Raw genomic sequence first — 26,582 nt, forward strand, 5'->3', positions numbered from 1 at the left:
TGGCAATGGCAATGGCAATACAAACGAATCAGACATGCTTTCTGCCTTCAACAACCGAATGCAGTGGCTTAGCGAGCAACCATCGTTAGTATTAGGATCTGAAGACGGCAACAGCCTAACAACAAAAGGCATCGTGTTTGCACACGGCTTAGAAACGGTTGGTTTTGGTTGGACAGATAAAGACATGAAAGAGAACTGCCAGTCTCCCTATTACTTAGGCCGTTGGTACCCAGACCACAAGCCTGACTTCTTCTTTAAGCCGGCCGAGGTTAAAGAGCCCTATAAGTCGCTACTGTTTTCGCCACAATATCGAATTCCACTTTACCAAGCCGTTTTCCATGATGAAGTAATCAATACGCACCATTGGCATTCAGACAGCCTCAAGTTCACTAATGTACAAGCAGAACGTGACTTAACCGCCATGCTATACAACACACCACCGATGGTTCACTTGACCAGAGATGAAGCTTTATCAAGTTCAAGCCAGAGAATCAAAGCACTCAAACACTATCAAGATGGCTTTGAACCAATGCACGAACAGTTATGGGATAAACAGTTAGTCGATTCCGAATGGTTAGATAAGAGCGGCGATGTTCAACAAACTGAGTTCAGTGACGGGAGTAAGATCATTGCTAACTTTTCTAACAAGGCATTTCGTTACAACGGTGTCGATATTGCTGCCCTATCGGTCAAAGCTATATTGGCGAATGGGCAAGTCGTCGACTGGCAGCCCGATCATAGTTAGCTTCGATACGGTTTAGACAATAACGAATAATAGGAAGCCTAAGCACTTAACCGCTAAGGTTTTCCCCGTTACTTTTGCTTCCTATTTTGAAAAGCAGTCAGTAGATAGTCGATAAAGACCTTCTTACGTTTCGGCATCAACTGCCTGTCTGCATACACTAGGCTTACTGAAACTTCCGGCATCTCATATTCAGGTAGCAAACGAATCAACTTGCCTGTCTTGAAGTGCTCACGACAAATGAATTCAGGAAGCACCGCCAAGCCGAGCCCATCCACACACGCTGTTAGGCATGCCGTGATGGTATTCACCCGCAACTGACACGGCAGATCGATCAAAATCGACTCTCCGCCTTCTAATTGTAAATGCCACTTGGGTAGACGCGCGGCCTTGTTCACCACCTCAATCATTCTGAATGGCGGTTCAAGATCATCGGGTGAAGAGACGTCATCGAACTGCTCTAAATACTCAGGGCTGGCTGCCAATACACGCTTTGATGTTGTGAGGTAGCGAGAAACCAAGCTCGAGTCCACTAGCTCACCAATTTGTGCGTAAAGATCGATACCCTCCGCAATGATGTCGACTTCTCGATTCGACAGTTCTAAGTTCAAAGTCACGTTTGGGTGCTCTTTAAGGAAGCTGTGGATGTATTTGGCTAATACTTGATGCCCCAATTCGACAGGCAACACAACATTCAACTGCCCTCGGATCAAATCCTGATTGGCTGAAACCTCTAGCTCAGCTTGGTTCATGATCTCTTGCATCTGCATGCTCGACTGATAAAAGCGCTCACCCTCTGGCGTTAAGACTAAACTTCGTGTCGAACGAGTGATCAACCTCACACCTAGATGCTGTTCCAGCTCGTCTAGCTTTCGGCTGACGGTCGACTTGGTCATGTTCAATGCTTCAGCTGCGTGCGTGAAACTGCCACAATCAACAACTTGTGTAAAAACAGTCACAGCATTTAAGTCCATCGTACTTCTCCCAAAGCGCCATTAGTTAGATTTTTGCAACAGTGTTTCCCTTTTTTCCTATCTTATCAATCAATCGAATTCATTTACAATTCGTTACATCTAAATAAAAACAAAATGAGAAAGAAAAAATGACAGAGAACAACAACGCTTCGCAAACAGTAAGCACAAAAAAACGTAAAAAAGCTCCGCTTATTGCTACTGCGATCATGCTGTCATTGGGTTTAGCCGGTGCTGGATACTGGTACGGCTATGGCCAGTACTTTGAATCTACCGACAATGCCTACCTACAAGGCGACATCACGAATATTAGCCCTAAGGTCTCTGGCTATATTGTTAAGTCTTATGTGAGTGATAACCAATCGGTTAAAGAAGGTGATTTGCTGGTTCAAATCGATGACCGTGATTACCAGTCAGCACTCGCTCAAGCAAACGCCCATTTAAGCGTCGTGCAATCAGACGTCAAAAATCTAGTGGCACAACAAACGTTACAACGTAGCAAGATCAATCAAGCAGAAAGCCGCGTTGATTCTGCACAAGCTGAATACGAACGCGCGATTCAACAAGTGGTACGTTCTCGTAGCTTACTAAAGCGTAACTACGCGTCTCAAGATGAAGTCGATAGCATGGTTGCACAACAAAAAGTAACTCAGGCAGATTTAGAAGAAGCAAAAGCAAACCTCGTTGCAACCAATGACCAATTAACCGTTATCGCTAGTGAGATTGAGCAAGCAAATGCATCCGTGACCGAAGCTCAAGCCCAGAGAGATCAAGCACAGCTTAACCTTGATTACACCAAAATTTACGCGCCAGCAGATGGCGTGATTGGTAAACGCAGCGTACGTGAAGGCTTGCTGATTCAAGCAGGCGCACCACTGATGAGCTTGGTACCAAACAACCAAGTGTGGATTGAAGCCAACTTCAAAGAGACACAGCTAAGTGGTATTCACAAAGGTCAGACGGTTGAAGTAGAGCTGGATGCGTTCCCGGGGCAGCCTCTTGAAGGTGTGGTAGACAGTTTCTCCCCTGCGACTGGCGCTAAATTTGCGCTCCTACCACCAGAAAACGCGACCGGTAACTTCACTAAAATCGTTCAACGTGTACCGGTTAAAATTACTATTCCAGATCAGCAAGAGTTGAAAGGTCGACTGCTTCCTGGTTTGTCTGTGGTAGCGACCATCGATAAACGAGGCTAGACCATGAGTAACGCTGGTGTTGTCACCCAAACAAATGATGATGACGAGGTTTCGAGACGCCATTGGATCGCCCTATTTGGCGGCTTGATTGGCGCGTTTATGGCGATCTTGGATATTCAGATCACCAACTCGTCTCTCAAAGATATTCAAGGTGCGCTATCAGCCACCTTGGATGAAAGCTCGTGGATCTCTACGTCTTACCTAGTCGCAGAGATGATCGCTATCCCACTCAGTGGTTGGCTTTCTAAAGCGCTCGGTAAACGCCGTTATATCACGTGGACGACAGCCATTTTCACCATTTCATCTTTGTTGTGTTCGTTCTCTTGGAACATGACCTCGATGATCGTTTTCCGCGCGATGCAAGGCTTCAGTGGTGGTGCTCTAATCCCGCTTGCTTTCTCGCTGGTGATTCAGTTATTGCCGGTCAACAAGCGTGCTGTGGGTATGGCACTGTTTGGTGTAACCGCGACCTTTGCTCCATCGATTGGCCCTACCTTTGGTGGCTGGCTGACGGAGAACTTCTCGTGGCACTATATTTTCTACATCAATATTCCGCCAGCTTTGCTTGTGATCACCATGATCCGATATGGCTTGGACGATGAAAAGCTCGACCTTGGCACGCTGAAAAAAGCCGATTGGTTTGGTATCGCCACCATGGCATTAGGGCTAGGTTGTTTGGAAGTGGTGTTAGAAGAAGGTAACCGTGAAGAGTGGTTCAGTTCGAGCTTTATTATTGGCTTGAGTATCGTGTCGGCGGTGAGTTTGGTTTACTTCGTGATAAACGAACTCCAACACAAGAAGCCATTGGTTAACCTGCGGCTATTGCGGGATGGGCAATTTGCGATGTCTTGTATCGCCTATTTGATTCTAGGAATGGCATTGCTCGGCTCTATCTATGTTCTACCGATGTATCTCACTCAAATTCAGCAATATAACGCGATGGAAATTGGTGAAGTGCTAATGTGGATGGGTTTCCCACAGCTTCTGATATTCCCAATTGTGCCAAAGCTAACACAGATCATTAAGCCTAAGTACTTGGTTACCTTTGGCTTCGCGATGTTCGGTTTTAGTTGTTACGTAAATACACACATGACAATCGATTTTGGCGGGCAACAGCTGATTTTATCTATGGTTCTGCGTGCTATTGGTAGTCCGTTCATCATGGTTCCGCTGTCTTTGGTTGCCATGAAGAACATCAGCAAAATGGACACGCCAGACGCATCAACGTTAACCAACGTAATGCGGAACTTAGGGGGCGCTTTCAGCATCGCGATTATCGCTACGCTATTGGATAACAAAACCCGTGAGCACTTAGCACACATCAAGGAGTCGCTACCTTCAGTGAGTCAACTTGGTTGGCAGACGCTTCAGCAACAACAAGCGTTTTTCATTCAGTCAGGAAGTGATGCCGCAACTGCGATGCAACAAGCACAAGCAAGTTTGCTCGGCACAATGCAACGTGACGCAGCCATCATGGCTTACAACGATGTGTTCTTAATGATGACGGCGTTCTTGGCTCTAGCGGCAGTATTGATTCTAAACATGCGTGATTAACGCTAGAGTTTCGGTAAATAAAACTTCAAGCAAAGAACAACATTTCGAATAAAAACTCGAACAATAAAACAGAGAGGTGAGCTTATCGGCTTGCCTCTTTTTTATTTCTAAAACACGTATAACCCCACTAAAATCAGGTAAAAGTCACCTGCGTTTGAAGGCTTTCATAAATGTTATCTAATACTCTTTAATTACCAATAGTTTATTGAGTGTTTGTATGTGATATAGGCACCTTGACAATGTGCAACTTGACACCTAAATTAAAAAATAACATTTGGTATTAAGGAAAATGGATTTGACCTTACCAACAGACCTTCGAATTTTGATCGTCGACGACTCTAAAAGCGCAACAATACTTATTAAGCAGCAACTGGCTAGTTTGGGAGTTTCGCGCGACTGTATTTTTATTGCGACCGACTATCGAAAAGCCATTAAAGCGGTCGAGACACACTCTTTTCATGTACTCCTCATTGACTACCACTTAGAACAGTCTTTTACTGGCTTTGAGCTGTTGGGCATTCTGTATCGAAACCGCCTCATCGATCATACTGTGGCGACAATCTTGCTCTCTGGGGATATGCGTCAGGAAACAGTATTAACCGCCCTTTCAGGTGAAGCACACCACTTCGTTTCTAAACCGATTAATACTCAAACGTTGGGTAAAAAGATCCAAAGTGCCGTGTCCGTTTCAAAGAAACTCACCCAACTGAATGATTTGTATCCCATTGCCAGTCAAGAGAGATTAGCTCAAGCTTTGGCGATCTCCCCTAATGGTACTAGCGTTCAGTTCGAAGCGACATTGATTGAACATTTAATTGCAGGTAAGAAATGGCAGTTACTCTCTAGCGTCATTAACAACTCCAAAACCAACATGCACCCAACCAAATTGGTGGCTGAGGCGCTGATTCTCGACAGCTTAGGCAAGCCAAATTTAGCCATAGATAAGCTCCACAATTTTCTAATAGCACAGCCACTCTCATTGAGCGTGATTGACTGCTTAAGCTGTATCTATGAAAAACATAAAATGCTGCTGCCTGCTCTTAAATTAGCGATTCGTGCATTTGAGATGACTCCCAGCATCAGCCATCGTGCAATCAGGGCCATCGACTTAGCTGAGAACGCAGATAACACACATATGATCATAAAGTTAGGTGAGATGTATGCAACCCACATTTCAGCTGCTGACATTGATGTCATCCATTCCATTGGTGCGCACTTTAATTCCTTAAAAGCAACGTATCAGCGCGAGACGCAACTAAAGTACAAACGTATTTTGCTTGAGCACGCCAACCAATTCACCGAGTTGGTAAACCTGAAACTTCCGGTAAAACAACAGCAGCAAGTTTTGGCCAGCCTTGCCCTATTTCAGAGCAGCATATTGCTCATCGAAAATAGCCCTCAGATTGCCCACAAAAAAGTGATTAGAGCTTCGACACTGTTAGCGAACAATTTCCACAGCCAACCGACTTATTTGCTCACTCAGTTATTACCCATGCTCGCCCACTTTGGTGAGTACTCTCTTTATCATTTAACAGTGGAATGTCTCAAATCTCGTGGAGAAGCCATAAATCACCAACTTGAGTCCAAAAATGTCGACCCTTCAACGTGTATAAACATTGAAAATTTGGGTTCGATCCAAGAAATAAAGGACTACATTCACAGTTACCCATATTCAGTTGCCGCCAAACTTGACTATATATACGCCGTCAATAAAGCTCATATAGATGAGAAACTTAGCGACGACTATCTAGAAGAAATATTACAGTTAGAACTTCCTCCAAAATGGAATCAATGGATTAGTGATTCATCAAGGTATGGTTTTTCCACTAAGCCGCCTAGCCCATTTTCAACATTCAGCCGACAGGAGTCCACATGCTAGACTTTGATGCTTTAAACGCCTATTTAGACAATGACAGAGACGTCATTTACGCCGTTTTGTCTACATATCAAGAAGACCATGGCAATTCGCTACAAGAGATCGAAGAGTTGGTTCAACAACAAGATTGGGGCAAGCTTCATTTTACCGTGCACACCTTAAAAGGCATTTTAGCCAGCTTTGGTGAAGAAACGGCCACAGTTGCATTGGAAAGAGTAGAACAAAACACACTCAATAAGCTTGCGCCGCAAGATGATGATCTTTCGGTTATCTACAGCGAAATGAAGATCATTAATCAACAAATCGATGAGGTTCTTAGCACTTATTAGTCGATAGAATTAAAACGTGCATGGCGATACTTAACAGCCGACACAGCTAAAAGAGTTGAGGTGCTTGGAAACATTGAACCTCGACTCTTAACATTTTTCTCATCATTTCTCCTCTCAATTATAGTTCTAACTCACACCCATAAATTCACGTCACTTATATAGATAAACCGATGTATAACACATGCTTTATAAACTATCCGTCTTAATGTTTTAAACGAAAAACCAACACACTTGATGAGATGCAAAATAGTTAAATATTTGTAGATCTTTTTGTGACATAAACATACGAAATTGCATTTTATTTATTGGTAAAGAAGAAATTGTTATCTACACTCTAATGAAACCAAGCGTTAATCACTTGGTGGCATAATAAAAAAACTAAAACGTTCAGTCGGCTAGATAAGGACAAGGAAATGAACAACGATAGTTTTGCTGCGTTTCAGGGGCTCACGGATGAAACACCCATTACCGAATCATTTTCTACCAGTGCAGACCCTTATGCTCATTATCTGAAAGATATTGTTGGCATTGATCTGCTGTCGCGTGAAGATGAGGTGTATTACGCAAAATTGAATCGCGCGGGTGATAAAAAAGCGCGTGATGTCATGATCGAATCAAACCTGCGCCTTGTTGTGAAAATCGCAAAGAGTTACCTAAAACGTAAAGGCAATAATTTCACCCTGCTCGACCTGATCGAGGAAGGCAACATTGGCTTGATTAAGGCCATCGACAAATACGATCCAGAACCAGGCTATCGTTTTTCAACCTATGCTGTTTGGTGGATCCGCGAAAACATTGAAGCCGCACTCATGAACACGGGTCGAACCGTTCGATTGCCAGCCCACGTGTGTAAAGAAATAAACAGCCTCGCCTCAAAAAAGCTCGATGCAAGCAAAAAAATGAGTAAAGAGGTTTCAATTTCTGAGCTATCAGACAGTTCAGGTGTAAAGGCCGAACGCGTCGATCAACTGGTGGCGTTAAGCGGGTTTATTGACGTGACGACAACGGTTGGAACTAGCCATGCGCCTATGGTGCTTGATCAATGCGAAAGTGAATATATCCCAGACCCTCAACAAGATTGTGAGGATCAATCCTTTACCCAAGCTCTAGAACAAATCATCTATACACTTCCTCCAAAATTACAAAAGGTGCTCATCCACCGTTTTGGTTTCTTTGATAACAAGGTGAAAACGCTGTCTGAGGTCGGACAAATGTTGGATGTGAATGTTTCTAATGAACGTGTTAGACAAATGCAGAAAGAAGCGGTCGAAAGAATTCAAAAACGACTCAAATTTGATGGTTGGGTGTAAGTCGTAGCCCAGTTGAGAATTAGTTGAAAATAACGTTAAGCCAAAACAAAGACCTTTAGGGTGAGCCTCCAAGCTTGCCCTTTTTGTTTGCTGATTCGTTAGAAAAATAAAAAAATCGTAAGCACACGAACCCTAAGTCGCTAATCCCTAATGCCTAATGCCTAATGCCTAATGCCTAATGAAAAATGACAAATGCCACACCATTAACTTACCTTAAAGAAGTGACTCGCTCACTGCGCAAAATGAGATAATTGATATAAGTGGTTTCAAGACAATCTTGTTCCCACACTGATAAAATCCGTTTAGCCGCAAAATAATAATCTTTGTTTCTCAACAACATCCCAACGGTGCGGCTAAGCTTTTCAAATCGAACGTGATCGCTCGCAGAGATGTAGTCATCGTCACTTTCAATAATGGGCGCTAAACCATCAGCAAACCAATTATTCAATATTTCTCGCATCTCTAATTCAGACTCAGGCACATCCACACTCGACAACTCTCGATGTTGAGGCGGTGGCACTATGTACTTCGACGCTTGCGGTGAACTGACATAACGATACATGTCGTCCCTCCTGTCTAACGGACCCTTCTAATAATTAAGGACATATTTACCTGTTCTCAAGTTTATTTAGCGAAACAAAAAAATAAATAAAAAAAAGCCATGTATCAATAACTCTACATGGCTTTAATGAGGGCAACTTTACGCTGCCCTATCTGCTTGTCGGTTTAGACTAAAACTAAGCCCTCTCGATTAAATCGAGCTTTGGTCGAAGTCGTTGCCTTGATCCGTTCCAGTTTGAGAATCTGAATCGAAGCTTCCAGAGTCGTCCGTGAAGTCAACACCTTGATCTTGACCACCTGAACTTGTCCAGTCGCTGCCACCAGATTCCATACCCGCCATGTCCGGTTGCTGTTCTTGCGTAGAACCTTGCATGGTGTATTGATCATCGACCTCAACTTCAACAGAACCGCTAGCACCGTCTATTGAGCTACCCAATTCGTCGTAACCTTGGAATTGGATCTCGCTAGTACCTTCGTAACCTTCTGGGAGTTCGACAGATACAGGCTGCTCTAGGTTGCCACTGATTGTGAAGCTACCATCACCGTTATCCAGTGCATTGCTCACAGTAGCGCCCTCAGGTAGACCAGACATATCAGCGTAATCAACCGATTCGTTACCACTCACCTCATCTGGAATCGAGATAGAGATGGTATCGCCCGGTGCCGCAGTTACATCTGCTGCGCTGTCTTCAGTTTCAGCATCTTGAGCTTGGTCATCAGCTTGTTGAGCCACTTCCACTTGTTGCTCTTCTGTTGCTTGAGCAGCTTGGACTTGTGGTTCATCACTTTGTACTGAATCATCTTCAACTTGGATGCTTAAGCTGTGACTTGATACTTCACCGCCGTCGTTAACTTCAACATTCATCGCTAAATTGCCATCGAAGTCTTCGTTCGGCCAGTAAGTCCACTCACCTTCACCTGATTCGGCAAAGAAGCCAGCATCGTTCGCGTCTGCAACATCAACAACTTGTGCAGAATCACTGACGCCTAACTCATCCACCAGCTGTGCATCCGTGATAGTTAGTGAACCATCATCAGCTAAGGTATAACCTTCGCTCGCCGCTGCTTCATCGCCACTTTGGATATCCACATTGAAGAAGCTTTCGATGCGATTTTCGCCATCGGTCGCTATAAACCCAACTTGAACATCGCCGGTGTAGTCTTCAGCAGGAGTGAATTGATAGTTACCTTGGTTATCGCTCTCAATTACGCCCTGACCTTCCATCAAGCTTACTGACTCAATGCTCAAGCTGTCGCCTTCTGCATCGCTCAGATTCGCTAACATGTCTTCATCAGTGAACGACAAGGTGGCATCCGCTGCGATTTCCGTCGTTGTGATGCTGTTAACTTCTGGTGCTGCATTCCCTTGCGAGCCACCTTCTTTCACGACTACGCCAGTTTGCTCATCATGAAGCACGCCATCTTTATCAACTACGTACGCAATGTCTGCTTCGCCCGTGAAGCCTGGTGCTGGTGTGAACGTCCAAGTGCCATCGCCATTATCGACAATCTCACCTTGGCTGCGGTCGGCAAGATGAACCAGTTTCACTTCATCATCGCTGTCTGCATCCACATTCTCAGCCAAACCAATTAGGTCGTCCGCCGTTAGGATGATGGAATCACCCGCCACAGTTTCGAAATCACCTGAATCGATACCATCATCAAACGCTTCCGGCTCATCTCCGTAATCAACCGTTGTTGCGCTTACGGTTACGAAGAACTCACCATGGAAGTCTTCAGGCGGCGTCATTTGAATGTTTGAGATATCCCAGTCGAACAGGTCGATGTATTGACCTGGCTCGGTGATCATCACGGTATTCACACCATCTGTTACCTCGAATCCAACAGGGAAACCTGTCATCACCAAGTTACTTAGTGTTTCTGAATCATCGACTAGGCCAACGTTCAGTCCCAAGTGACCCGTTTCATCTTCGCCGAAGACTAATGGACCGTCATGGTCAGTTGAAATAACCGCGCCATCTGCGACAGGACGTACGTACACAGGAACATCGAGAACCGTTTCGAACTCACCGTCACTCACGACAACTTGTAGGTCAGAAACACCCGCAAAGTCGCCTGTTGGTGTGAATGTCCAAGTACCATCACCGTTGTCTGTAACTTCTCCGCCATCTTCACCGTCTGCGGTGATAATGCGAGAAACAACAAGGTCTGCGGTATCAATGTCACCGAACAAGTTCATCAAGTCGCCAGCATCGAAGGTGAACGCGCCATCTTCGTCTGTGGTCATCATTGCGTTGCCGACATTGAATGGTGCGTCGTTAACCGGAATGACATCCACATTCAGCGAGCCATCAACCACTTCTTCACCGTCAGTAGCTTGATAACCGAGTTCTACTAAGCCATTAAAGTCTTGAGTAGTCACTAAGTGATACATGCCGTCTGGTTGCTGAGTTAAGGTCGCATTCGCTGGTGCTCGTACTGTGATGCTCTCAATGCTGATCTCGTCGCCATCAAGGTCTGTCACTTGACCCGCGATGTAAGCAGGGTCAATCACCATGACCACATCTTCTTCGCCTTGCATCTGAATGGTTGGCGCTTCAGGTGCATCATTCACTGGCGTAACATCGATGTTGCCGTCGACTGAAATTGTCTCTTGGCCATCGCTAACGTTAAACGTCATTGGCACATCGCCATTGAAGTTTTCGTTTGGTGTAAATGACCAAGTACCATCTTCGTTATCTAGCAACTCACCCAAGCTAGGGTCGATTTGTAGACCAGAAGCCGACAGCTCGTCTGCGGTGTTATCGATGTCGGTAGCTTGAGCTAACAACATGTCTTGTGTGATTAGGATGGTGCTGTCTTCGGCTGTGGTTAATTTCACATCCTCAGATTCAGGTCCATCGTTCACAGCCAGAACTTCGATACCTGCCGTTGTTGTTGCCGTTGCACCGTCATCATCGGTCACAACCACATCTAGGCTGATATCACCATTAAAGTTCTCGTTTGGAGTGAAGGTCACAGACCCATTATCGTTTTGAACCAAGGTGCCGTCAGAGCCTGAGTAAGTCACGCTTTCAAGCGACACTTCACCATCAACGTCAGAGCTATTAGCAATTAACTGCTCAGGGCTGATTGTGATGGTGCCATCTTCGTTCATTTGGTAAGACGTAGAACCCGCTACCGGCGCATCGTTAACATCCGTTACCGTCACACCAATATTGGCATCGACTGTCTCAGTGCCATCAGTCACTGTGAAGCCTAGGTTGACATCGCCATTGAAGTTCTCGTTCGGAGCAAAGCTATAAGTGCCGTCACCGTTATCAGTGAACACACCTTCTGCGCCCGTGTAAGACACGTCAACGATAGACAGGTCATCGCCGTCAATGTCTGCAGCACCTGCTAGTAGGTCTGCATCCGTGAAGATTAGCGTTCCATCTTCCTCAACAGTAAAGTTTTGGTCTTCTGCTGTTGGTAGGTCATTGACTGGGTTAACCGTTAGGTCGACTCCAGCTTGAACAGTTTCAAGGCCATCTGACACATCGAAGCTCAAATCAATGTCACCGTTGAAATCAGCATCCGGAGTGATAGTAAATGAACCATCTTCGTTCGCTGTTACGGTCGCATTGTCACCTGCAGATAGGTTGCTTGCGGTTAGTGCATCACCATCAACATCGGATGCGTTAGCCAGCAACTGCTCTTGAGATAGCGTAATTGAACCGTCTTCATCAACCGAGTAAGCCACGTTTCCGGCCACTGGTGCGTCGTTAACTGCAATAACTTCAATACCAGCGGTAGTCTGAGCCGTTGCACCGTCGTCATCAATAACCGTCACATCAAGGTTGATGTCGCCGTTAAAGTTTTCGTTTGGTGCGAACGTTACCGACCCATCTTCATTTTGAACCAAGATACCGTCTGCACCTGAGTAGCTCACGCTATCAAGCGACACTTCACCGTCCACATCGGAGCTGTTAGCAATCAACTGCTCAGGGCTCAATGTGATGGTGCCATCTTCGTTCATTTGGTAAGACGTTGCGCCTGCGACTGGTGCATCGTTAACGTCTGTTACCGTTACGTCGATGTTTGCATCGACTGTCTCAGTGCCGTCAGATACTGAGAAGTCTAGACTTACGTCACCATTGAAGTTCTCGTTCGGTGCAAAGGTGTAAGTGCCATCGCCATTGTCGGTGAACACACCCTCTGTGCCAGTGTAAGACACGTCGGCAACTGAAAGCTCATCACCATCAATATCAGAAGCACCCGCTAGCAGTTGCTCGTCCGTAAAGGTAAGCGAACCGTCTTCTTCAATGGTGTAAGCGACATCTTCTACAACTGCGATGTCATTCACTGGATTCACAGTAAGGTCAGCCGTTGCAACAACCGTTTCAGTACCATCAGAAAGGTCGAAGCTTAGGTCAATATCGCCATTAAAGTCAGCATCCGGGGTAATGGTAAATGAACCATCATCGTTTGCCGTAACGGTCGCGTTATCACCGGCGGTTAGGTTGGCAGCGGTAAGATCATCGCCGTCCACATCCGATGCTTGAGCAAGCAGCTGCTCTTGGCTTAGTGTGATTGAACCATCTTCATCCACTGAGTAAGCCAAGTCACCTGACACTGGCGCGTCGTTAACCGCGATAACTTCAATACCCGCAGTGGTTTCAGCCGTTGCACCGTCTTCATCAGCAACGGTGACATCTAGGCTGACATTGCCGTTGAAGTTTTCATTTGGTGCGAAGCTGTAAGTACCATCACCATTGTCAGTAAAGATACCGTCTGCGCCTGAGTAGGAAACGTCGCTAACGGATACATCACCTTCAATGTCTGAGCTGTTCGCAAGAAGCTGTGCTTCAGAGATAGTAATCACGTTATCTTCGTCAACGCTGTAGGTCGTTGAACCTGCAACCGGCAAGTCATTAACAGCAATGACGTCGATACCTGCGGTTGTTTCAGCGGTTGCGCCATCTTCATCCATAACAGATACATCAAGACTGATGTCACCGTTAAAGTTTTCGTTTGGAGCAAAGGTGTAAGTACCATCACCATTATCAGTGAATACACCATCAGTGCCGCTGTAGCTTACATCGCTGACAAACACTTCCCCTTCAACATCCGAGCTATTCGCTAGAAGTTGTGCATCGCTTAGGGTGATACTGCCGTCTTCTTCAACACTGTAAGTCGTAGAACCCGCTACCGGTACGTCGTTGATTGGAACCACTTGAACATCAATATTCGCCGATACAACATCTGTACCATCACTCACATCGTAAGTTAGGTCGATATTACCATTGAAGTTCTCGTTTGGAGCAAAGGTATAAGTACCGTCGCCGTTATCCGTGAACACACCGTCTGTACCTTCGTAGTTAACCGACTCGACAGAAAGATCATCGCCGTCAATATCCGTTGCACCAGTCAGTAGCTGTTCATCGGTAAAGGTCAGCGAACCATCTTCATTAATGGTGTAGTCGTGGTCGTAAATTACAGAAAGGTCGTTAACTGCTGTTACGGTCACGTCTAGTTCCGCTGGAGTAACCCCACCGTTGCCATCGTCTACGTTGTAGCTAATCGAGAATTCACCATTGAAGTTCTCTTCCGGTGTAATGGTGTAAGTACCATCACCATTGTCAGTGATAAGAGCGTTCTCAATGGAAACATCTCCAACACTTGGTTCGTTACCACCCGTTTCACCAGAATCATCACCTTCCTCGCCGGTTAGCAATTCAGAGATATCAATGCCGTTTTCATTCGCGAGCGCTTCTTCTGCCGTTGGTAAATCAAACGCATTCTCGCTGCCTACATCTTGGCTTGGAACAATAACGCCGTTCACGATATCAAATACATGCCAGTGGTCACCCGATGGGCTTTCAGATAAATCAGGGCTAAAGGTTTCAACCAATGTATCGCCTACAAACACCTGAACTTGTACATCTTCAACACCATCTACATCCCAACTTCTGCTGGTGTAGTTGTGTACTGAATAGTGCATGTCCGCATCTTGGTAGTTTGGAATGGTGATGGTTTCAGGGCCGCCACCATTTGTGTCATCTACATCTTGCTGAACAACGTTACCTTCACCAAGATCATGGCTCATGTCGCGATAGTAAATATGGTCTAGCTCATTGCCATTCTCTGTATCGTAAAGCCATAAGTGGTTATCCATATCACGTGGACTGTCGCCCCATGTGACCACGATACGCATATCTGTTTCTTCAAGTACTTCCGATATTGCGGTTACGCCACCGTTGGTATCTTCACCAGCTGGAACTAGGAAGCTGCTAGTAATAGAGCCTTCTTGTTCAATAGTGACGGTACCTTGGTCAACAACAGGACCGCTCACAGAGTAATTACCGGATTGATCCGTCTCCGTCGTGTAAGAATGACCTGCGTTGTCGGTTAGCGTAACATCCGCACCTGCGATTGGATTGCCAGTTTCAGCATCCAACACAGTACCTGTAACGGTCGTTTCATCGCCCTGCTCTCCGATAATTGCGGTCATGTCATCGTCTTCGATGTCAGTCGCGAATTGTAGGAGCTCTTCTTGAGTAATGGTGTATGAACCGTCTTCTTCAATGGTTATCGCCACATCAGCAGAAACAATTGGCGCGTCGTTAACTGGGTCAACGGTCAAGCCTAAGTTAGCGGCAATTGGTGTGTCGCCATCGCTGATGCTGTAGGCAACATCGATGTAGCCATTGAAGTTTTCGCTTGGAGTGATTGAGAACGTGCCATCGCCATTGTCGACAATCGTTGCATCGTCACCCACTAATGTTAAGTCGGAAGCGACAAGGTCGTCGCCCTCAATATCAGCGGCATTCGCAAGTAACTGCTCCTGCGTGATAGTGATGACATTATCTTCATCAACGTTCGCATAAACATCAGATGTCGTTGGCAAGTCGTTGACTGGGTTTACCGTCAGATCGGCGTTCGCCACAATCGACTCAGTGCCGTCCGAAATATCAAAGCTTAGGTCGATATCGCCATTGAAGTTCGCATCTGGCGTTACCGTAAAGGTGCCATCACCATTATCAACAACGGTTGCATTATCGCCTGCGCTTAAGTTGCTTGCGGTCAGATCATCGCCATCCACATCAGATGCTTGAGACAGCAACTGCTCTTGAGTCAGAGTAATGGAACCATCTTCATCAATGCTGTATGCCAAATCACCCGATACAGGTGGATCGTTAATTGGAAGAACATCAATACTTGCGCTAGTGGCTACTGTCGCACCTTCTTCATCTGTCACCACTACATCTAGGCTAACATCGCCATCGAAGTTTGCGTTCGGTGCAAAGCTGAATGTGCCGTTACCGTTGTCAGTAAAGATACCGTCAGCGCCTGTGTAAGTAACGCTATCAATCGCCACTTCGCCTTCAATATCCGAAGAGTTCGCCAACAGTTGCTCTGCACTGATGGTGATAACTTCATCTTCGTTGACTGAGTAGCTGGTTGAGCCTGCGATTGGCGGATCGTTCACCTCAAGTACAGTGATTCCCGCTGTGGTCGCTTCTGTTGCCCCTTCTTCATCGGTAACAATAACCGCTAAGCTCACATCACCATTGAAGTTCTCGTTTGGCGAGAAAGTATAAGTGCCGTCACCGTTGTCTTCGAACACACCGTCACTGCCAGTGTAAGACACGCTATCAATCGCAACCTCACCTTCAATATCTGAAGAGTTGGCTAATAGCTGTTCGTTACTGATCGTGATTGAGTTGTCTTCATGCACAGTGTAAGACGTGCTACCCGCCACTGGTGGATCGTTCTCAGGCGTCACGCTCACATCAATGTTGGCTTGAACCGTATCCGTGCCATCTGACACATCAAAGCTGAAGTTCACATCACCATTGAAGTTCTCGTTTGGCGCAAAGCTGTAGCTTCCGTCACCATTGTCGGTAAGCACACCATCAGCACCAGTGTATGTCACACCTTCGACTGTTAGGTCATCACCTTCAACATCCGTCGCACCCGTTAACAGGTCAGCGTCAGAGAAGTTAAGAACCCCATCTTCACCAATAGTGAATGCTTGGTCTTGTGGCTCTGGCGCATCATTGACAGGTGTTACCGTCAAGTCTAGGCCAGCCGCGACCATGTCTTCTCCATCGGTTACATCGTAACTAAATTCGATATTACCGTTGAAGTTTTCACTCGGTGTAATGGTGAAGCTGCCATCGTCGTTCATTTGAACGGTCGCATTTTCATCATTGGTAGTTAGGTTGATTGCTGATAAATCATCACCATCAATGTCAACAGCGTGCTCTAGCAACTGCTCTTGAGTTAGCGTGATGCTGTTGTCTTCGGCTGTCACAGCACTGATGTCACCATCAACTTCTGGAGCATCATTCGCTGGCGAGATATGAATCGTCACATCTTGGGTTGCCGTCGCGGTGGTGCCCGTATCAACATCAGTCGATGTCGCATTTACAGTTAGAACCACATCACCATTGAAGTCACCTGAAGGGATAAACTCTAGCCCTTCTAGCTCGCCTGGTTGCAATGACCATGTGCCATCACCGTTATCGGTACCTGCAGAAAGCGAGCTGCCTTCCGGCACACCTTCAATCAAAATAGCAAGGTTTTCTGAACCATCGGTATCAGTAAGCGCCGCATCAATATCAAGTGGTACAGGTGTATCTTCGGTACCAATGATTTGGTAATCCGCGTCAGACACTGTGATTTCAATGTTATCGATGCCAAACGACTCATCACTTACACCTTGATTCAAGGTTGAACCGAAGCCTAACTCAAGTTGGCCGTCTTCAACGGGTACCGTTAGGTTGATTTGATGTGCTTGGTCATTCCAACCACTGAAGCCCTCACCTTGCGATACGCCGTGAACCACTTCGCCGACTTCATTTCCTTCTGAATCGTAAAGCGTTGTTGTGCCATCTTGAGTACGGAACGCAGAATTATCTAATGTCGTTAGCTCTTCGCCGCCGACAAAGATTTGGAACGACTCACCATCCCAAGAATCAATTTCGTAGAAGTTGAACGAGATATTAACTTCGCTCATATCACTTGGAATGTCGTAAGTTTTGCTGACGGCTTCATCACCGCCCGTTCCACCAATACGACCTAGCATGTCACCCGACTCGAAGCCTTGAGAGCTTTCTGTGCCTGTATTCCAACCGTTTGAGCCAGACTCGAAGTTGTCTGAAGCAATCACTAGGTCAGAAGCAATCGACAGCTCTGGCATATCAACCACAGATTGAACATCAATCGTCGCTTCTGCTGGTACTGTCGCGGTACCGTCATTCACGTCGAACGTCACATTCACATTGCCGTCGAAGTTTTCATTCGGTGCGAATGTGTAAGTGCCGTCGCCGTTATCAACCAAAGTACCGCTATCTGAAGCCACATTTTCAACCGATAGGTTATCACCATCAATGTCGCCCGCATTTTGCAGCAGTTGTTCTTCTGTGAAGGTAAAGCTGGTGTCTTCTTGAGTCACAAATTGTGGCTCACCGACTGTTGGCAGGTCATTAACTGGGTTAACCGTTAGGTCAGCCGTTGCTTGAAGCGTCGCATCGCCATCGGTAATGTCGAAGTTCAAATCAATGTCGCCATTGAAGTTAGCATCTGGCGTGATAGTGAAACTACCATCATCGTTTGCTGTAACTGTCGCATCACCACCAACGGTTAGGTTAGCCGCTGTTAAGTCATCGCCATCAACATCACTCGCTTGAGCAAGTAATTGCTCTTGGCTCAAGGTAATTGAGCCATCTTCGTCCACGCTGTACGCCAAGTCGCCCGATACCGGAGCATCGTTAACAGGCAGAACATCAATGCTTGCGTTGGTCGCTACGGTTGCGCCTTCTTCATCAGTAACGACAACATCAAGGCTTACGTTGCCATCGAAGTTAGCGTTTGGTGCGAAGCTGAATGTTCCGTCACCATTGTCGGTAAATATACCATCTGAGCCTGTGTAGTTAACGCTATCAATCGCCACTTCACCTTCGATATCAGAAGCGTTCGCCAACAGTTGCTCTGAACTGATGGTGATAACTTCGTCCTCGTTGACTGAGTAGCTCGTTGAGCCTGCGATTGGTGGATCGTTCACCTCAAGTACAGTAATACCCGCGGTGGTCGCTTCAGTTGCGCCCTCTTCATCGGTAACGACAACATCAAGGTTAACTTCGCCGTTGAAGTTTTCGTTTGGCGAGAAGGTGTAAGTACCGTCACCATTGTCTTCAAAGACACCATCAGCGCCAGTGTAAGTAACGCTATCGACGGCCACATCACCTTCAATGTCCGAAGAGTTAGCAAGTAACTGTTCGTCGCTGATGGTAATTGAGTTGTCTTCATGAACGGTGTAAGACGTGCTACCTGCAACCGGTGGATCGTTCTCTGGTGTCACGCTGACATCAATGTTGGCTTGAACCGTATCCGTGCCATCTGACACATCAAAACTGAAGTTTAAATCACCATTGAAGTTCTCGTTTGGCGCAAAGCTGTAGCTTCCGTCGCCATTATCAGTAAGAACACCATCCGCACCTGTGTAAGTAACGCCTTCAACCGACAGGTCATCCCCATCAATGTCAGTCGCACCTGTCAGCAAGTCTTCATCAGTGAAGTTCAAGATGCCGTCTTCGCCGATGCTGAACGTTTGATCTTGTGGTTGTGGAAGGTCATTGACTGGGTTAACGGTTAGGTCAGCCGTCGCAACCAGCGTATCTGTACCATCGCTAATGTCGAACGTTAGGTCAATGTCACCATTGAAGTTCGCATCTGGCGTAATGGTAAAGCTGCCGTCATCGTTAGCAACAACCGTCGCGTCTCCATCAACAATCAAGTTAGAAGCAGTAAGGTCGTCTCCGTCTACATCGCTTGCTTGAGAAAGAAGCTGCTCTTGGCTCAAGGTAATCGAACCGTCTTCCTCAACACTGTATGCCAGGTCGCCTGATACTGGTACGTCGTTGATTGGTAATACATCAACCGTAATAAACGTATCAACTTGAGCGCCGTCTTCATCTTGAATGGTCACATCCAACTGCACTTGGCCGTTGAAGTTTTCATTCGGAGCGAAACTACATGTACCGTCACCATTGATTGAGAAGATACCGTCTGGGCCATCGTAGTTGATCTCAACAAGCTCAACATCACCTTCAATATCAGAAGCGTTCAGCAGAACTTGAGACTCATTGAAAGTCAGTACTGAATCTTCATCGATGGTGTATGACGTTGGGCCAGCAATTGGCGGATCGTTCACCTCAAGGACAGTAATACCCGCAGTTGTTGCTTCGGTCGCGCCATCTTCATCCGTCACGACAACATCTAGGCTAACTTCGCCATTGAAGTTCTCGTTTGGAGAGAAGGTATATGTGCCGTCACCGTTGATTTCCAGAACACCGTCGCTACCACTGTAAGTCACGTTATCAATTGCGACTTCGCCTTCGATATCCGAAGAGTTCGCTAGCAATTGTTCGTTACTGATCGTAATAGAGTTGTCTTCATGAACCGTGTAAGACGTGCTACCCGCAACCGGAGGATCATTCTCTGGCGTCACGCTCACATCAATGTTAGCGGTTACCGTATCGGTTCCATCTGATACATTGAACGAGAAGTTCACATCGCCATTGAAGTTTTCATTCGGCGCGAAACTGTAGGTGCCATCGCCATTATCGGTTAGGACACCATCTGCGCCAGTGTAAGTTACACCTTCAACACTTAGGTCGTCCCCTTCAATGTCCGTTGCACCTGTTAATAGGTCTTGGTCATTGAACGTTAACACGCCATCTTCGCCGACTGTGAATGCGTGGTCTTGTGCTTCTGGACCGTCATTTACTGGTGAAACTGTTAACTCAAGGTTGGTAGAGACAACATCATCACCATCAGACACATCAAACGTAAAGCTCACATCGCCATTGAAATCAGCATCTGGCGTTAATGTGTACGTACCATCACCGTTATCGGTAATCGTAACGCTCTCATCATCGGTTGCTAAATTCAGAGCCGTCAACTGATCGCCATCTAAATCACGCGCATTAGCCAATAAGTCTTCTTGCGTAATGATGATTGAACCATCTTCTTCAACCGTTGCAGAAACCGGAAGTGCTTCAGGTGCGTGCTCAATGTGCGCGCCTGTCGCGTTAATGTAGATGGTTTGAGATACCGTTTCAGAATCATCATTCGATAACTCTGTCGCAGTTGCGGTTACATGAACTTCAAGCTGCTCATTGAAGTCTTCTGGTAACTGGATTTGTAACGCATTTTCGATAGCCGTTGTTGGTAAGTTCACCGTACCATCAGGACCAACCGTTACTTCACCGCTGTAGATTTGGCTGTTCACTTCACCGACATCGATTGTGAAGTTGAAGTCAGAATAGTCAGCATCACCGCCGCCATACAAATCTTCAAATCCGTAAACCAGCTCGCCGTCTTCATTAACCGTAGTACGAGTATGTTCGATACCATCTTGGTTTAGCTGAGAGCTTGAACCACCATGGAAGATCGCGTCACCATTTTGGCCTTGAATCACTGTCTCGGTTCCATCAGCAGCCACAAAGACAAGTTGAGGATCAACCGTATCCATGTTCGCAGGCGAACCATCCTCAGCACGGAACTCGTACTGACCGTCTTGCATCGCATCAAAGTCGTTGTGCTGATGTCCGTTTGGAATTAAGAACAGGTTAAAGCTTTCGCCTTCCTCGACTTGGAAGCTGAATTGATCTTGCCCTGGAACAAGGTCGCCGCCACCACCAACTTGTGATGCGTTTTCGTAAACAACTTCAACACCTGTGATGTTGCCGTCTTCGTCTACTTTGTAGTAACCGGCCGCATTTTGGAAACCAGCCGTCTCACCTTCAAACGTTACTGTGATTTCAGTATCGTTGTAACTGGTGATACCGTTTTCTTGGTCATTCAGAACGCCTTCGTTATCGTATTGAATAACCGAACCTTCTGGCACACCATCTACTGTAACAGTGAGTGTTTCAGATAGATCTTGGTCGACAAGTGCCGCAGCAATGTTCAGTTCAACAATGCCGCCTGGCTCAACCAGAATTGCTTCATCATCAACGTTAACACCATCACCATCCGTGATAACTAAGTCAGGCGCATCAGCAACTGCTTCAATGTGAACATTAATGTCTTGTTCAACTTCATCCGTACCGTCTGTCACAGTAAAGCTGAACTGCAGATCACCACTGAAGTGCTCTTCAGGAACGAAGCTGAACGTGCCATCGCCGTTGTCGGTTACTGTGCCTTCATCACCAGAGTAATTGATGCTGGTAACGCTTAGGTCGTCGCCATCAATATCAATTGCAGCACTCAATAGATCTTCTTGAGTGAACAGGATGCTGCCATCCTCTTCGATGTGGTACATTCCTGGAGCAACAATTGGAATGTCATTCACCGGATTAACGGTCAATGTCATATCATTAGACGTGCTCAGCTCACCATCGCTCACCTCATAAGTGAATGCAATATCACCGTTGAAGTTTTCAGAAGGTGTCACTGTGTACGTGCCATCACCATTGTCTACAATGCTGGCGTTCGGATCATTGGTTTCAAGCGAAGAAGCAAATAGCTCATCGCCATCTTGGTCGCTCGCGTTCTCCAACAGCATTTCTTGTGTAACGAGGATTGAACCATCTTCGTCGACATCTGCCACCATCGGTGTCGCTTCTGGCGCATCGTTGACGAACTCAACTTTTAGGTCGATGTTTGCGGCAACCACATCAGTGCCATCGCTCACATCAAACGCTAAGTCAACATTACCGAAGAAGCCTTGCTCTGGTGTTAATGTGTATGTTCCGTCACCATTGTCTGTGACTTCTACCGTGTCGCTTGCGCTCGTTACATTCACAACTGACAGTTCATCACCTTCAACGTCTGTCGCTTGTGCCAGTAATTCAGCTTCGGTAATAGTAATCGCTTGACCATCTTCCGTAGCGAAAGACATGTCAGGCACGTCTGGGGCATCATTGATTGGATTTACGGTTAGGTTGAGGTCAGCGGCAACAGTTTCGATTGCGTCAGTGACATCGTAAGTAAATTCAATCTCACCAAAGAAATCTGCACTTGGTGTAATAGTGAAGCTACCGTCTGGGTTTTCTACAACAACAGCATTTGGATCGTTGGTCGCAAAGTTAACCGCTTCAAGGTTATCGCCATCTACATCGGTTGCATTCGCTAACAGATCCTCTTGAGTAATAGTGATTGAACCATCTTCATCAACAGTGGCTTCAATTGGACCACTCACCTCAGGGCCTTCATTGACAATTTCAACGTCAATTCTTGCAGTGCTTGGTGCACTTGCTTGGCCATCACTGATATCGAAAGTCAGATTCACTTCACCGTAGAAGTCTTCTGCAGGTTCGAAGGTAAAGGTATTATCACCGTTATCCGTTAACGTACCTTGCGTTTGGTCTGCAAGTAATAGGTTTTCGACATGAAGAATGTCGCCATCAACATCGGTCGCACCAGACAATAGGTCTTTCGCTTCGATGATCATGGAGCCGTTTTCAAGCATTTGGGTGTGCAATGGTTCACCCGGAACTGGCACATCATTGACCGGTACAACCGTTAGGTCTAGGTGCGTTGCAACTTCATCAGTTCCATCAAACACCTTGTAGTCGATGTCGATTTCACCATTGAAGTTTTCATTCGGCATGAAGGTAAACGTACCATCGCCGTTATCAACTAGCTCACCGTTATCACCACCGTAAGTGATGTCAGAAATAGACAGCGTATCGCCTTCCACATCTGTGGTGTTCGCTAGCAAGTCATCTGCACTGAACGTGATACCTTCATCTTCATCTGTCGATAGAACAATCGGGCCAGAAACGATTGGCGCATCATTTACTGATTCGAAATTGATATTGATGATATTGCTGTCTGTCAGCTCACCATCGGTAACTTGGTAACCAAGTTCGATTTCACCATGGAAGTTTTCATCCGGTGTTACCGTCCAAGTGCCATCACCATTATCGGTGAGTGTTGCATGCTCTGAGTTTTCACCCACTAGCTCTAGATTTTCAATATCAAGGTCGTCGCCATCAATATCAGATGCTTGCGCCAGTAGTTGCTCTTCGGTAATCACAACCGAAGCAAACTGGGCAGAACCATCGGTATCGACAGTAATATTCGGAAGATCAGCCGTTAACTCGATTTCGTTGTCACCCGCATGGATATTCAACTCAACCGTTTCAGTAATCTCTGAACCATCTACACCAATCGATGTAAACACCGCTTCATCATGACAAGTTTGTGACACTGTCATGTTTTGAACGACGTAAGTACCATTACCTTGCACGGTACCAAGCTCAAAGTAGGACACTGGTTGATCAACCGTTAGCGTGTAATCTGTCTCGAAAGTACCACGGTCTTCTTTGTGGTAAGTCATCGAGTCAATTAGGTCGCCATCCTCATTGAACGCTTTGATTTCTACTTCTGTAAAGTGACGAGACTCTTCCATGAACCAGCCACCCAAACCATCTAGGTGGAAACTGATTTCATTGATGTCTTGACCTTCAACTGAAACCGTCAGTTTCTCATCACCACTTAAGCCTTGGCGGTCAGTATCACCGATACCATGACCAATGTGGGTGTTGCCATTCCAGGCACCAAGAGGGTCATCGTTACTTTGAACAGTTACCGTTAAGTCACCATCTGAGAACTCACGCGTATAAGGGTCAACTTCTGTACCCCAGTCATCCACACTCGCGTTATCGTCAAACGTACCGATTTGTGTGGTGTGTGTACCTTCAGCAAGAGCATCTTCACTTGGAACAAAGCGCACTTCGGTATCTGCAGGAACTTCTTGTCCTACTTCCAGTACCACCCATTCGTCATTCACATTTGCTTCAATGATGCCGTTTTCTGGCGCTTGGTCTAAACGTAGTGCTGGTTCTTCACGAAGTGTCACACCAACTGTTTGGTCTTCTTGCGCTTGGATGAAGATTTCATCGCCCGCTTCTGGCGCATCGTTGACAGGGTTAACCGTCAAGTCGAGTGTCGTCAGAACTTCATTCTCACCATCACTGATGCTGTATGTGAAGTCCAACTCGCCATTGAAGTTTTCTGTGTGCGTAATAGTGAATGAACCATCGTCATTAGTAACAATTGTCGCATCTGGATCGTTGGTTTGTAGGTTAGATGCCGTTAACTCATCACCTTCAACATCGGTCGCATTAGCGAGTAACTGCTCTTGAGTAATGGTGATTGAATTATCTTCATCGACTTCAGCCTGAATGCCCGAAGTTTCAGGTCCGTCATTCACAGCGATAACATCGATGCCAGCGGTTGTGGTTGCGGTTGCACCGTCTTCGTCAACGACAACAACGTCTAGTGAAATATCACCATCGAAGTTTTCATTTGGCGTAAAGGTGTAAGTACCATTGCCATTATCAACAAAAGAGCCGTCATCACCGGAGTACGATACTCCAGACAGTGAAACATCACCTTCTACATCGGAAGAGTTTGCCAATAATTGCTCATCACTGATCGTGATTTGGCCATCTTCTTGAACTGTGTACGATGTTGAGCCCGCTACTGGTGGATCATTCTCAGGCGTTACGCTGACATCAATAACAGCTGATGTTGAATCAGTACCGTCAGAGACATCGAATGAGAATTGAACATCACCATTGAAGTTCTCGTTTGGAGCAAAGCTATATGTGCCGTCGCCATTATCGCTAAGAACACCATCTGCACCTGTGTAAAGTACGTTTTCAATCGACAGTTCATCACCATCAATATCCGACGCACCTGCAAGCAGGTCAGCATCGGTGAAGAGTAACGTACCGTCTTCTTCAATCGTGAACTGTTGATCTTGCGCTTGTGGCAAGTCATTAACCGGATTCACGGTAATGTCTAGGCCAACTTGAACTGAACCACCATCGTTATCGATGATATCGAAGTTCAGATCTAGGTCACCGTTGTAATCTGCGTTCGGTGTGATGGTGTAGCTGCCATCATCATTGTGTTGGATGGTCGCATTTTCATCAGTAGATAGATTGATAGCTTCTAAGTTATCGCTATCGATATCACCTGCTCTTGCTAGCAATTGCTCTTGGCTTAGCGTGATGGAGCTATCTTCATTGATGGTGTAAGCCAAATCGCCCGATACTGGCGCATCATTGATTGGCAATACATCAACGTTAATGTGTGTTTCAACCGTTGCGCCATCTTCATCTTGAATGGTCACACCCAGTTGAACCTGACCATTGAAGTTTTCGTTGGGTGCAAAGCTGCATGTACCATCACCATTTACAGTGAAGATACCGTCAGAGCCATCGTAGTTAATGCCAACAAGTTCTACATCGCCTTCGATATCCGAAGCATTCACAAGAATCTGAGATTCACTGAACGTCAGAACCGAATCTTCGTCAATGGTGTATGACGTTGGACCCGCAACTGGTGGATCGTTCACTTCAAGAACGGTAATACCTGCTGTGGTTTCATCAATTGCACCTTCTTCATCTGCAACAATCACATCAAGGCTGATATCACCGCTGAAGTTTTCATTAGGAAGGAAGGTATAGCTGCCATCGCCGTTATCTTGGAACACACCATCAGTGCCACTGTAAGTCACAGTATCAACCGACACCGCACCTTCAATATCCGAAGAGTTAGCTAGCAACTGTTCATCAGAAATTGTGATGGCATTGTCTTCATTGACCATGTATGAGGTTGAACCCGCAACTGGCGGATCGTTCTCAGGAGTCACACTCACATCAATGTTAGCGCTAACGGTTTCTGTGCCATCAGACACATCGAAACTGAAGTTCACATCGCCATTGAAGTTTTCATTTGGCGCAAAGGTATAAGTACCATCACCGTGGTCGGTCAGTACGCCATCACCACCTGTATAGCTAATACCTTCAACGGTTAAGTCGTCGCCATCAATATCGGTGGCACCGGTAAGTAAGTCGGCGTCTGTAAATTGAAGCGTACCGTCTTCTGCGATACTGAATTGTTGGTCTTGAGGAACCGGCAAGTCATTAACTGGGTTAACAGTAAGATCGGCGGTTGCTTGAACCGTGTCAGTACCGTCAGTGATGTTGAATTGAATATCAATGTCACCGTTGAAGTTTTCATCTGGCGTAATCGTGAAACTGCCGTCATCGTTAGCTACAACCGTCGCATC

The 26,582-nt window shown here is 46.1% G+C and carries 9 protein-coding genes; 6 read left to right on the top strand and 3 right to left on the bottom strand.

Features of this window, described 5'->3' with window-relative positions:
- Positions 1 to 745, top strand: a 745-nt coding sequence (locus AB4512_RS13205) for a glycoside hydrolase (RefSeq protein WP_372175020.1), incomplete at its 5' end; no start/stop codon positions are given.
- A gap of 68 nt (positions 746 to 813) precedes the next feature.
- Here the strand turns inward: AB4512_RS13205 and AB4512_RS13210 are convergent.
- On the bottom strand, positions 814 to 1,716 hold the full coding sequence (locus tag AB4512_RS13210; protein ID WP_017064671.1) for a LysR family transcriptional regulator: 903 nt from the start codon (positions 1,714 to 1,716) through the stop codon (positions 814 to 816).
- A 128-nt stretch (positions 1,717 to 1,844) separates the two neighbouring features.
- On the opposite strand from AB4512_RS13210, the gene AB4512_RS13215 reads away from it, so the two are divergent.
- From AB4512_RS13215 to AB4512_RS13235, 5 genes are all read left to right on the top strand, one after another.
- A complete protein-coding gene (locus tag AB4512_RS13215; protein ID WP_017072190.1) occupies positions 1,845 to 2,909 on the top strand; it encodes an HlyD family secretion protein in 1,065 nt (354 codons plus the stop codon).
- Positions 2,910 to 2,912: 3 nt separating this feature from the next.
- A complete protein-coding gene (locus tag AB4512_RS13220; protein ID WP_017060506.1) occupies positions 2,913 to 4,463 on the top strand; it encodes a DHA2 family efflux MFS transporter permease subunit in 1,551 nt (516 codons plus the stop codon).
- A gap of 289 nt (positions 4,464 to 4,752) precedes the next feature.
- Complete coding sequence (locus tag AB4512_RS13225) at positions 4,753 to 6,342, top strand: response regulator (RefSeq protein ID WP_017064673.1); 1,590 nt, start codon at positions 4,753 to 4,755, stop codon at positions 6,340 to 6,342.
- Entirely contained in the window at positions 6,336 to 6,668 is a 333-nt protein-coding gene (locus AB4512_RS13230) for an Hpt domain-containing protein (protein WP_017060508.1), read from the top strand. Before AB4512_RS13225 ends, AB4512_RS13230 begins: the two co-directional genes overlap by 7 nt.
- Before the next feature lie 413 nt (positions 6,669 to 7,081).
- Entirely contained in the window at positions 7,082 to 7,978 is an 897-nt protein-coding gene (locus tag AB4512_RS13235) for an RNA polymerase sigma factor RpoD/SigA (RefSeq protein WP_017060509.1), read from the top strand.
- 208 nt (positions 7,979 to 8,186) lie between these two features.
- On the opposite strand, the gene AB4512_RS13240 is transcribed toward AB4512_RS13235, so the two are convergent.
- A complete protein-coding gene (locus tag AB4512_RS13240) occupies positions 8,187 to 8,540 on the bottom strand; it encodes a hypothetical protein (protein ID WP_017060510.1) in 354 nt (117 codons plus the stop codon).
- A 189-nt stretch (positions 8,541 to 8,729) separates the two neighbouring features.
- The coding region (locus tag AB4512_RS13245; RefSeq protein WP_372175021.1) for a tandem-95 repeat protein at positions 8,730 to 26,582 on the bottom strand (17,853 nt) is incomplete at its 5' end.

The sequence above is a fragment of the Vibrio sp. 10N.222.52.B7 genome, assembly GCF_041474275.1.
In the GTDB taxonomy this organism is placed as follows: Bacteria; Pseudomonadota; Gammaproteobacteria; order Enterobacterales; family Vibrionaceae; genus Vibrio; species Vibrio crassostreae_C.